This is a genomic window from Actinocorallia herbida (assembly GCF_003751225.1).
GTDB lineage: Bacteria > Actinomycetota > Actinomycetes > Streptosporangiales > Streptosporangiaceae > Actinocorallia > Actinocorallia herbida.
The window spans coordinates 497840-509253 of record NZ_RJKE01000001.1 but is presented as its reverse complement, the minus strand read 5'-3'; the positions used below and the strand labels follow the sequence as shown (position 1 = coordinate 509253).

The 11414-nt window shown below is 68.9% G+C and carries 4 protein-coding genes; all 4 read left to right on the top strand.

Annotated features, from left to right (window positions below):
* The 4 genes from pglX to brxD are packed head-to-tail and all read left to right on the top strand — an operon-like array spanning position 1 to position 11400.
* Positions 1–3654: a BREX-2 system adenine-specific DNA-methyltransferase PglX gene (pglX, locus tag EDD29_RS02595; RefSeq protein WP_123661994.1), complete on the top strand. Its 3654-nt coding sequence runs from the start codon at positions 1–3 to the stop codon at positions 3652–3654.
* Positions 3651–7460, top strand: a complete 3810-nt coding sequence (locus EDD29_RS02590) for a BREX-2 system ATPase PglY family protein (RefSeq protein WP_123661993.1) — start codon at positions 3651–3653, stop codon at positions 7458–7460. The genes pglX and EDD29_RS02590 overlap by 4 nt, the downstream gene beginning before the upstream one ends.
* Positions 7457–10096 carry a BREX-2 system phosphatase PglZ gene (gene pglZ / locus EDD29_RS02585; RefSeq protein ID WP_123661992.1) on the top strand — a complete coding sequence of 880 codons (2640 nt, stop codon included), beginning with the start codon at positions 7457–7459 and terminating at the stop codon, positions 10094–10096. Before EDD29_RS02590 ends, pglZ begins: the two co-directional genes overlap by 4 nt.
* Positions 10093–11400, top strand: coding sequence for a BREX system ATP-binding protein BrxD (gene brxD / locus EDD29_RS02580; protein ID WP_123661991.1), 1308 nt, complete (start codon positions 10093–10095; stop codon positions 11398–11400). The genes pglZ and brxD overlap by 4 nt, the downstream gene beginning before the upstream one ends.
* The last annotated feature ends 14 nt before the right edge of the window (positions 11401–11414 follow it).

The following is an 11414-nucleotide window of genomic DNA, read 5'->3' as shown; positions in this document are numbered from 1 at the left end:
GTGGCCCGCCGCAAGAACGCCGAGCGCACCCTCGTCTCCGACCTGCGCAAGCAGGTGACCGCCCTCGTGGACGACCTGCGCGCGACCTCCGACACCGACGAGGCGCTGCGGAGCAGGCTGACGACCGAGCACCAGCGGGCCCGCACCGCCCAGCGCATCGCGGTCAACTACACCGACTGGCGCGAGGACCGCCTGACCCAGATCGCCGTCGCCTGGGTGCTCGGCACGGTCTTCGTCCGGTACTGCGAGGACAACGAGCTGATCGACCAGCCATGGATCTCCGGCCCCGGCGACCGCCTGGCGGACGCCGAAGACCACCACGCCCACTACTTCCGCGAGAACCCCTCCCACAACGACCGCGACTGGCTGAAGGCCTCCTTCACCGCCCTCGCCTCCTCCCACCCCACGGTCGCCGGCCTCTTCGACGAGGCCCACAACCCCCTCTGGGAAGCCGACCCCTCCTACGAAGCGGCGGCCGCCCTCCTCAAGTTCTGGCGCACCCCCGACGCCGAAGGCAACATCCCCTGGACCTTCAAGGGCCACGACACCCGCTTCCTAGGCGACCTCTACCAGGACCTCAGCGAACACGCCCAGAAGACCTACGCACTCCTCCAGACCCCGGAGTTCGTAGAGGAATTCATCCTCGACCTCACCCTCACCCCGGCCCTTGAGGAATTCGGCCTCCAGCCCGTCTGGCCCCACACCCCCGCCGCCTGGTCCGGCCCGGTCGACGACGAGGGCCGCGCCTTGGGCCTCCGCACCATCGACCCCGCCTGCGGCTCCGGCCACTTCCTCCTAGGCCTCTTCCACCGCATCCTCGCCGCCTGGGACAAGCAGGCCCCCGCCATGCCCAAGTGGGACCGCATCCGTCTAGCCCTGGACTCCGTCCACGGCTGCGACAAGAACCCCTTCGCCGCCGCCATCGCCCGCTTCCGCCTCCTGGTAGCGGCCCTAAACGCCGCCAAAGAGCCCCGACTCTCTTCGGCCCCCGTCTTCCCCCTCAACATCGCCGTGGGCGACTCCCTCCTCCACGGCCGAGGTGGCCCCGGCATCCAAGGCGACCTCCTCGCCACCGACGACGAGTTCTATTACAAAACCGAGGACATCGGGATTTACACCCGATCTTCAGACCTTCTCGGCCGCAACAGTTACCATGTATCAGTCGGAAATCCCCCTTACATCACAGTTAAAGACAAGCAGGAAAGCAGGAATTACAAAAACGGCTACAACGCATGCTCAGGCCTTTACGCACTTTCAGTACCGTTTGCTCAACTCATCTTTAACCTCGCCATATTCGCCGGTGGCGATGACCGCAGCGCAGGGTTCACTGGGCAGATTACTGCGAACTCTTTCATGAAGCGCGAGTTCGGAAGAAGTCTGATCGAAGAGTTTTTCCCCAGCGTGGACCTCACCCACGTAATTGACACCTCGGGTGCATTTATTCCAGGACATGGAACTCCAACCGTCATCCTGTCTGGACGCAATCGGCTCCCTTTCGAGCGCGAATCCATCCAAACTCTACTCGGCGTACGCGGAGAACCAGGACAACCCGAAGACCCTGCCGATGGACTGGTCTGGCGCGCCATCGAGGAACAGATCGGAAAGCCCCGAAGCGAGTCCGCCTGGATTAGCTCCGTGCGCCTCCCGCGACAAACACTCCGTTCACACCCATGGTCGTTGAGCGGTGGCGGCGCTGGCGAACTGTTTGAACGAATCAACAGGAACCCAGAACAACGACTAAGCGGGATATTCCTGGAAACAGGACGGACCACTCACACCGGACAGGACGAGGCATTCTTCATGCCGAAACATTCCTGGAAGACACACGGTATGGCGGATTCAAATATGCCCGCGGTCCGCGGGGACGAGGTTCGCGACTATGTGATTCGCCCGTCAGATTCGTCGTTTTTCCCATATACCGAAGAAGCAAAGCCTCGAGACCTCAACAACATCGAGCATAGATTCGTGTGGAAAAATCGCACAATTCTGCGCATGAGAATTGACTTTAACAAAACACTCGAAGAGCGTGGTCTTCGCTGGTTCGACCATTCAATGTTCTTCCCTCGAAGATTTGTTAGTAAATATTCTATCGCTTTCTCTTTCGTAGCAACACACAATCACTTTGTCCTCGATCGCGGGGGCAAGGTATTCAACAGATCCGCGCCGGTCATCAAGCTGCCCGAGACGGCGAGCGAGGACGACCACCTCGGACTGCTCGGCCTGCTGAACTCCTCGACCGCCTGCTTCTGGCTGAAGCAGGTCAGCCACGACAAGGGGAACCGAGGAGGGGAACGTGGAACCGGGCGCTACGCCTGGGAGAGCTTCTTCGAGTTCACTGGGACAAAGCTCGAAGAGTTTCCGGTTCCTGCAGAGAGACCGGTTCACCTGGGTAGAGAACTTGATCGTCTGGCTTCGGAGCTCAATGCGGCTGAGCCAGCCGCCGCCGTCGCACATGAGCCGCCTAGTCGGGAGTTGCTTAGCGCGTCCAGGCTCCGGAGCACTAAGATCAGGCAGCGAATGATCATGCTCCAGGAGGAGCTTGATTGGCACGCCTACAGAATCTACGGGCTGATCAGCGAACAAGACGCATCGAGAGTAACCTCCTCGGGTTCCGCCTCTGCCGTTTCCCTTGGGCAGCGTGCATTCGAGATTCTTCAGGCACGTGAGAACGGCGATGATGAAGCCGTTCAGCAGTGGTACGTCCGCCATGGGTCGGCGCCCGTCACCGAGACGCCCGAAGAGTGGGATCCGGAGTACACGAAGGTCGTGCAGGCTCGGATCGAGATGATCGAGCAGCGGCCGCAGGACATCGGGCTGTTGGAGCGGCCGGAGTTCAAGCGGCGCTGGTCGGCGGACTCTTGGGAGGCCAAGGAGAAGGCGGCGCTGCGGGAGTGGATTCTCGACCGGTGTGAGCGCAAGGAGCTGTGGTTCGTGCGGCGGGGCGGGATGACGCAGCCGCGGACGATGACGGTCGGGGAACTTGCCTCGCGCCTGCAGGATGACTCGGATCTGCGTGAGGTGGCTCGGCTTTATGCGGCCGATCATCTTGGGAAGCCGGATCTGCCGCTCGCCGCGATCCTCGAAGAGGTCGTCAAGGAGGAGTGCGTTCCCTACCTGGCGGCGCTGCGCTACAAGGACTCCGGGCTGCGCAAGCGCGAAGCGTGGGAGAAGACCTGGGAGCTGCAGCGGCAGGAGGACCGCGAGGAGCGGAAGATCGACATCGATGTGCCGCCTAAGTACACCTCCGCGGACTTCCGCAAGCCCTGGTACTGGTCGCACCGCGGCAAGCTCGATGTGCCCAAGGAGCGGTTCGTGTCCTACCCGGGTGCGGCTCTGCACACCGATGACGCGCTGCTGCTCGGGTGGGCGGGCTGGGATCACAAGGACCAGGCGCAGGCGCTGATCACGCTGGTGCGCGATCGCGTCAAGGAGCAGTGGGGCGCCGAGCGGATCGCGCCGCTGCTGGCCGGCCTGCTGGAGCAGATGCCGTGGGTGAGGCAGTGGCACGGCGAGTACGACGCGGAGTGGGAAGGCAGCCCGGCCGAGGAGTTCGCGGCCTTCCTGGAAGAGCAGCTCTCCCGGCACGAGCTGTCGGCCGAGCTGCTGGCGGCCTGGCGGCCGACGAAGGAATTCCTCAAGGGGACGAAGGGATGAGCCCGGTGGAAGAGCTGTACCTGAAGGACGTCCTGGACCTCCCCGAGGAGGTCCACGCGGGGCAGTTCAAGGTCGAGCTGTCGGGCGGGTTCGACGCGACCGCCGTCCTGGTGGACCAGTACGTCGTCACCGACCAGCTCAAGGAAGCCTTCGACGCCGCCCTCTCCCAGGTGAGGATCGCGCTCACCGGGAACACGTCCCTGGCCGCCTACCTGCACGGCTCGTTCGGCTCCGGTAAGTCGCACTTTATGACCGTGCTGCACGCCGTCCTGGAAGGCCACCAGGCCGTCCTCGGCAAGCCGAGGCTGCGCGAGCTGTACGCCGAGAACTCCGAGTGGCTGAGCGGCCGCAGGTTCATCATGGTCCCCTACCACCTGGTGGGCGCGACCGACCTCGGCTCGAAGCTGCTGGGCGGCTACGTCACCGCGGTGCGCGAGCTCGGCCTGCCCGTCCCGGCGGTCTACCGCTCCGACGCGCTGCTCGCCGACGCGCGCCGGCAGCGCGAGTTCCTGTCGGATGACGCGGCCTTCGCCAAGTGGCTCGGCTCCTCCGCCATCCCCGAGCCCGACCCCGACGACGTCATGCCGATCGGCGGCGCCGTCGGCTGGACCACTGCCACGCTGGACGCCGCGTTCGCCGCCCCGCACGGCTCCACCGAGCGCGACGCGCTCGTCTCCGCGCTGCTCACCGGCCCGCTGTCCAGCTACGCGCGCGGCCAGGCCGGCGTCCGGGACGCCTTCCTCCCGCTGGACGAGGGCCTCGGCGTCATCAGCAGGCACGCCCACCAGCACGGCTACAACGGGCTCGTGCTGTTCCTGGACGAGCTGATCCTGTGGCTCCAGGCTCATATGTCCAACCAGGAGATGGTGAACGACGAGGTCAGCAAGCTCGTCAAGCTCATCGAGGCCGAGGACTCCGTCCGGCCCGTCCCGATCATCTCCTTCATCTCCCGCCAGCGCGACCTGTCGAAGCTCGTCGGCGAGGACGTGATGGGCGCCGAGGTCCGCAACCTGGAACGCCAGGTCGAGTACCTCGCGGGCCGCTTCCAGGTGATCAGCCTGGAGGACCGCAACCTCCCCGCGATCATCAGGGAGCGCGTCCTGCGCCCCCGCGAGGGGATGCGGCAGCAGCTCGCCGACGCGTTCGCCGACGTCTCGTCCGAGGACCAGGAGGTCCGGGACGTCCTGCTGGACTCGGGCGGCGCGACCGAGGCCACCTGGAACGACTTCCGCGACGTCTACCCGCTGTCGCCCGCCCTGCTCAACGTGCTCGTCGCCCTCTCAGGCGCGCTCCAGCGCGAGCGGACCGGCCTCAAGCTGCTCAGCGAGATGCTCCGCCAGCGCGGCTCCACCCTCAAGCTCGGCCAGATCATCCCCGTCGGTGACCTGTGGGACGTGCTGTCCGGCGGGATCGGCGAGGCGTTCAGCGACCGGCTCAAGCACGAGGCCGCCGCCGCCACCCGCTTCCACGCCCGCGTCAAGGCCAACCTGCTGGAGGAGTACGGCTCCGCCGACGACGCCCGCTACCAGGCCGACGACAGGCTGGTGAAGACGCTGATCCTGTCCACCCTGGCCCCCGACGTCAACGCGCTGAAGCGGCTCACTGGAGCCCGGCTTGCGGCGCTGAACCTCGGCTCGATCAAGTCGCGGGTGAGCGAGCCCGCGAGCATCGTCAACGCGCGGCTCAAACGGCTCATCACCAGCGGCTTCGGCGAGATCCGCGCGGACGGCGACCACGACCCCGTCTTCTCGCTGAACCTCACCGACCTCGACATCGAGCCGCTGCTGGAGCGGGTCACCGGCGAGGACCACGCGGGCACCCGGCGACTGTGGATCAAGAAGCACCTGTGGGAGGCGCTCGACGTCAAGGACACGGGCGCGTTCGTCAGCGAGCGGGAGATCGTCTGGCGGGGCAGCAGGCGCACCGCGGAGTTCATCTTCGACAACGTCCGCGACGCCAAGATGACCGTCGACCAGTTCAAGCCCTCGGTCCCAGGCCATGTGCGGTTCGTCCTGGACTACCCGTTCGATACTGACAAGTACCCCAGCGACGACTACCAGCGGGTCGAGGAGCTGCGGCGCGACGGCCTGGAGGCCGACACACTGGTCTGGCTGCCCCACCACCTGTCGGCGCAGCGCGGCAAGCAGCTCGGACGGCTCCTGCGGATCTCCTTCCTGCTCCAGAACGGCAAACTGCGCGAGTACGCGGGCGACAAGTCCTCCGAGGAGCAGGCCCGCATCGCCCAGTACCTGGAGTCCCAGAAGGACACCCTCACCAACGAGCTGAAGACCGTCCTGCAGTACCTCTACGGGATCGTCGGCCGGACCGGTGAGTCGGACAGCAACATCGGTGCCGAGGTGCCCGAGAACCGGCACGTGAGCTCGCTGAACCCGGAGCTGCGCGACCCGCGCCTGCACGGCGGCGCGGGCTTCAAGTTCAACGCCGAGCAGCTCGCCGACGCGATGTTCGCGGCCATGTACCCCAAGCACCCGAACTTCGACACCGCGGGCGCCCGCAAGGCCGTCACCCCGGGCGACCTGAAGACCGTGCTGAAGTGGATCGCGCTGGCGATGGACGACGGCGAGCGGCGCGTCGTCGTCGACCGGGACAAGCTCGGCCTCATGCGCCGGATCGTCCACCCGCTGGACCTCGGCGAGGTGCACGACGGGCCGCTCAACGTCGGGACCGAGTGGCTGCGCCGGATCGACCAGCGTGCCGCGCAGAGCGGCAAGGACACCCGCGACCTGCAGGTCGAGGACATCCGCACCTGGATCGCCGACCTCGGCTGGACGGGCCTGGACCGGAACGTGTCCAACCTCGTCATCTCCGTCTACGCGCTGCTCGCCGACCGCGCCTGGGTGTTCCAGGGTGTGCCGTCCGCGGCCCCGGAGGTGGACAGGATCGGCCCCGGCTGGGTGCTGCGCGACCAGGACAAGCCGAGCCCGGAGGAGTACGCGGCCGCTCGAGCCAGGCTCCAGGCCGTGTTCGGCAAGGACGTGCCGCCGCTCCCGTTCTCGCGCAACGTCGACAAGCTCGCCGCCTTGCTGCGTGAGCAGATCGCCGAGTTCGACCAGGACGTCCTGAACGTGCGGAACCTCCTGCGCGAGCACGCCGACACGCTCGGCCTGGCGCCGGACGCCGCGCGTCTGGCCGCCGCCGACGACGCGGCCTCCTTCCTGGCCCGCCTGGCGCAGAAGGAGAACGCCACAGAGCTCGTGCGTGAACTCGCCGCGGTGACCTACCGGACCCAGGACAAGGAGCTGGGCAACGCCGTCAAGAGCGCCCCGCAGGTCGCGGCGGCGCTGCGCCGGACGGGCTGGCAGACCCTCGGGTCCCTGCCGTCTCTGGTCCGGCGTGAGGACGGCGTCGGGCGGTCGGCGCTGGCGGTGACGACCGCGCTGAGCGAGGCCGCGAACTCCCCCGACTACCTGCGACCGCTCGCCGACGCCCTGCGGACCGCCGAGGCGAAGACCAGCGAACTGGTCCAGCGGGTCCTGGCGGAGTCGGTCGTGGCACCCCCCAAGCCCGACCCCGTCGTACCGAAGGTCTTCAAGCCCGAGATTCCCTCCGTGCCCGAACAGGGAGGTGCCTCCGGCACGCGGCCGACGGCCAGCCAGACCTCGCTCACCGAGAACGGCGACCCGCCGGTCTCCGGAGCGGGACGCCGCCGCACCGTGCGCGCCGCGAGCGTCGAGGGTGACCTCCAGCTCGTGTCCAAGGAGATGCGCGACTACCTGAACGCTCATCCCGGAGCCGAAGTCGAGCTGGTGTGGCGGCCGGTCCAGGGCGTGGAGCCGCCGCGATGACCGAAGCACCCGTCGTTGACCGGCGGATCGTCGAGGCTCTGCTCGAGGTCGAGCTGGAGCGCAAGCCCGAACACCGGCTCGTCCTGGTGCACGGCCGCTATGAACAGGGCGCGTCGGAGCGGTTCTCGATGCGGATCGACGGCAGGGAACGACGGATCAGCGTCACCGACCAGCCGTCCGTCCTCGGCGTCGCCGACGCCTGGCTGAGGCACCGGACCGCCGAGGATGCCGAGGACGGGGACACCCTCGTCGTCACCACCACGGCCCCGCCCGCCCAGCTCGGACTCGACCTGTGCGCCCACGCGCTGCGCCGGACGACGTTGACGGTCTCCCTGGAGGAGATCGTGCGGCGCCGCTTCGGTGCCGCCCAGATCGACCCGCGCATCCGCCGGAACACCTGGCTGGTCGAGGCGCTTCTGGCCGCCGAGCCGGCAGTCGGCTGGCGCGCCGCCGCGGCCACCGCGGACTGGCGGCGGAGCGGCGGCAGGCTGCTCAGCCTCGACGCAGCGGTCCGGGTGCTGATCGAGGAGCGGATGGGCCGTGTCTTCGACCTCGACGCGCTGCTCGCCTGGTCGCGGACGGCGCTCTTTCCCGGCGAGTTCGCCAAGCTCTCCGCCGACGAGCGCGAGGGCATCACCGCCTGGCTGCGCGGCCATGTGGGCGACGCGGCCGTGATCGTCCTCTCGCTCGCCGAGCAGGGCCGCGCCTCCGACGCGATGGCGTTGGGCGTCGTCAGCGCGGTGCTGACCGACGCCCGGGCCGCACCAGAGGCCGCCCTGGCCGTTGGCGGGCTTTTCGGCGCTGCCGCCCCCTCCGTCACGGACCTGAAGACCTTCAGCTCCGCCGTCCAGGGCACTCTCACCCGCTGGATCGGTGAGGCCGCGTCCGGCCGCGGCGGCGCAGGGGACCGCGTCAAGGCCGTGGTCGACCGAGCGGACGAGCTCGCCGAGCAGGCGGGAATCCGCGATGCGCTCGCCGACAACCCCTACCTTCCCTCGGGGATGCGTGTTCGGCTCCAGCAGCTCGCCCACGCCCTCGGCGGCAACTCCGACTGCGCTGAGACCGCGCTGCGTCATCTCGCCGATCACCGGCTCGCCGACCTGAACGCCGACCGGCTCACCACGGCCCGCATGGCCGTCCGGTTGCGGCGCTGGCTCGACGACGCGACGGAGCCACTCGTCACCTCGGTCTCCGTGGGGGTGCGCGAGCACCTGGCCTCCTGGGGTTGGGTCGACCGCGCGCTCGCGGTCCTCTGGGACGGCGACCAGGACAGCGACCCGATCGTGGCGGGCGCCTACCGGCTGCTGTTCACCGAAGCGCAGGCTCGGCGGAACCTGCTGGACGAGGCCTTCGCAGGACGCCTCACGGCCTGGGCCGCGCACGCCACCTCCGTCGAGCCCGGCGGCTGCCTGCTCATCGAGGACGTGCTCACCAAGGTCGTCCTGCCGCTCGGCGCGGTCCGTGCCCCCCTCGTCCTCGTGCTGGACGGCATGAGCGCCGCCGTCGCCGCCGAACTCGGCGAGGAGCTGTACCGGGGTGGCTGGAAAGAGGTCTCCGCGACCGGTGCGCGCCGCGCCGCCGTGGCCATGATCCCCTCGCTCACCACTCTCAGCCGGGCATCACTGCTCAGTGGAACACCCACGAGCGGCGGCCAGAAGGCCGAGAGCGACGGATTCGCCGCCTACTTCCGCACGCACCGCCGCGAGGCGCTGCTGTTCCACAAAGCCGACATCGCCGGGGGAGCGGGGCAGCGGCTCGCCCAGCCGCTGCACGACGCGATCGCCGGTGAGGCCGTCGTCGCCGTGGTGCTGAACACCATCGACGAGGCGCTCGACCACGGGCGCGCGCGCTGGCAGTGGTCCGTCTCCGACATCGGCCATCTCGCCGAGTTGGCCGGGGCGGCGCGTGGCGCGGGCCGTCCGCTGGTGCTGGTGTCCGACCATGGACATGTGCTGGAACGCAGTGAGAACGCGCCCGCGCCCGGCGGTACCGGTGCCGCCCGGTGGCGCATCGGCTCGCCCGCACAGGGCGAGGTTTCGGTGAGCGGACCCCGGGTCCTCGAAGGCGGCGGCACCGTGACCGTGCCGTGGCGCGAGGACCTGCGTTACACATCGCGCAAGAGCGGCTACCACGGCGGGGCGTCTCTCGCGGAGATGACCGTGCCGGTCCTGACCTTCGTTCCCTCGATGGACGTCGCTCCGCCCGCCGTGCGGGAACTGGCGCCGGAGACCGTGACACCGTCCTGGTGGCAGGGCGGGGCCGCGGCCGTCGTCGAGGCTCCCGTCCGGCTGGCTGCGCCCGACAGCGGGGCGCTGCTGGACATCGTCCAGAGCCTCGGCTCCCAGGTCGTGGCCAGCGAGCGGTTCCGCGAGCAGAAGCGCCACGTGCGGCGGGCTCCGGACAATGCGCAGGTCATCACAGTCATCGATGCGCTCGTATCCGCTGACGGCCACAGGCTGTCGCCCGCCGCGGTCGCCGCTGCAGCGGGCGGCCGGGCCTCGCGCGATGCGATCCCGTTCGTGACCGTGCTGGAGCGGCTGCTGAACGTCGAGGGCTATCCCGTGCTAGGTCTCATCGACGGCGGACGGACCGTGCGGCTGGACGTCGCGCTGCTGCGCGAGCAGTTCGGGCTGTGAGCGGGCAGGTCAGCGCCGCGCGGCGGCGCGAGGTCATCGACGCGCTGCGCCGCGGCACCGTGCCGCAAGCGGGCCTCGACCTGTTCGCCGTCGGGCTCGACCGGTTCGCAGGCAGCCTCGACGAGGAACTGGATACCGTCGCCAAGGGCGGCGCGGCCTTCCACGCGGTGCGCGGCGAGTACGGCTCGGGCAAGACTTTCTTCGCCCGGTGGCTGGGCGAGCGCGCGAAGCGAGCGGGCCTGGCCGTAGCGGAGATCCAGATCTCCGAGACCGAGACGCCGCTGCACCGGCTGGAGACCGTCTACCGCCGCCTCACCGAACGGCTCGCGACCGCCACGCACGCGCCGAGCGCCCTTCGCGCCGTCATCGACGGCTGGTTCTACACGCTCGAAGAAGACGTCCTCGACGAGGGCGATCTTGACGACGACGCGCTGGCCAAGGCCGTCGAGGAGCTGATGGAACGGCGGCTCGCCGACGTCGCTCGGACCACTCCCGCCTTCTCGGCCGCGCTGCGCGGCTACCACCGGGCGCGTGGCGCGGGCGACACGGCCACCGCGGAGGCGCTGATCGCCTGGCTCGGCGGGCAGAAGTCCGTCGCCGCCACCGCCAAGCGCACCGCCGGGGTTCGCGGCGACCTCGACCACTTCGCGGCGCTCGGCTTCCTGCAAGGGCTGCTCACGGTGCTGCGCGACAGCGGGCACCCCGGGCTGCTGCTCGTCCTGGACGAGATCGAGACCCTGCAGCGGGTGCGCGGCGACGTCCGGGAGAAGGGGCTGAACGCGCTGCGGCAGCTCATCGACGAGATCGACACCGGGCGCTTCCCCGGGCTGTTCCTGGTCGTCACGGGCACTCCGGCCTTCTACGACGGGCAGCAGGGGGTGCAGCGGCTGCCACCGCTCGCCCAGCGGCTGGCCACCGATTTCACCACCGACCCGCGCTTCGACTCGCCCCGCGCGGTCCAGCTCCGGCTCACCGGGTTCGACCTACCGCGCCTGGGCGAACTCGGCAGGGCCGTGCGCGACCTCTACGCGGCTGGTGCGACGGACGCGCAGCGGATCAATGAGGCCGTAGACGACGCGTACATCGCGGAGCTGGCCACGGCCGTCACGGGCGGGCTCGGGGGCAAGGTGGGGATCGCGCCGCGGGTGTTCCTGCGCAAGCTCGTCGCCGACGTGCTGGACCGGGTCGAGGAGTTCTCGGAGTTCGATCCGCGGTTGCACTACGCGCTCACCCTCTCGTCCGCCGAGCTGAACGAGGCCGAGCGCAGCGCGGCGGCAGCCGACGACATCGACCTCGATCTCTGACGGGCGGGCTCCCG

Coding starts and splice junctions, on each gene's coding strand:
- EDD29_RS02590 (WP_123661993.1), top strand. CDS start 3,651: ATGAGCCCGGTGGAAGAGCTGTACCTGAAGGACGTCCTGGACCTCCCC.
- pglZ (WP_123661992.1), top strand. CDS start 7,457: ATGACCGAAGCACCCGTCGTTGACCGGCGGATCGTCGAGGCTCTGCTC.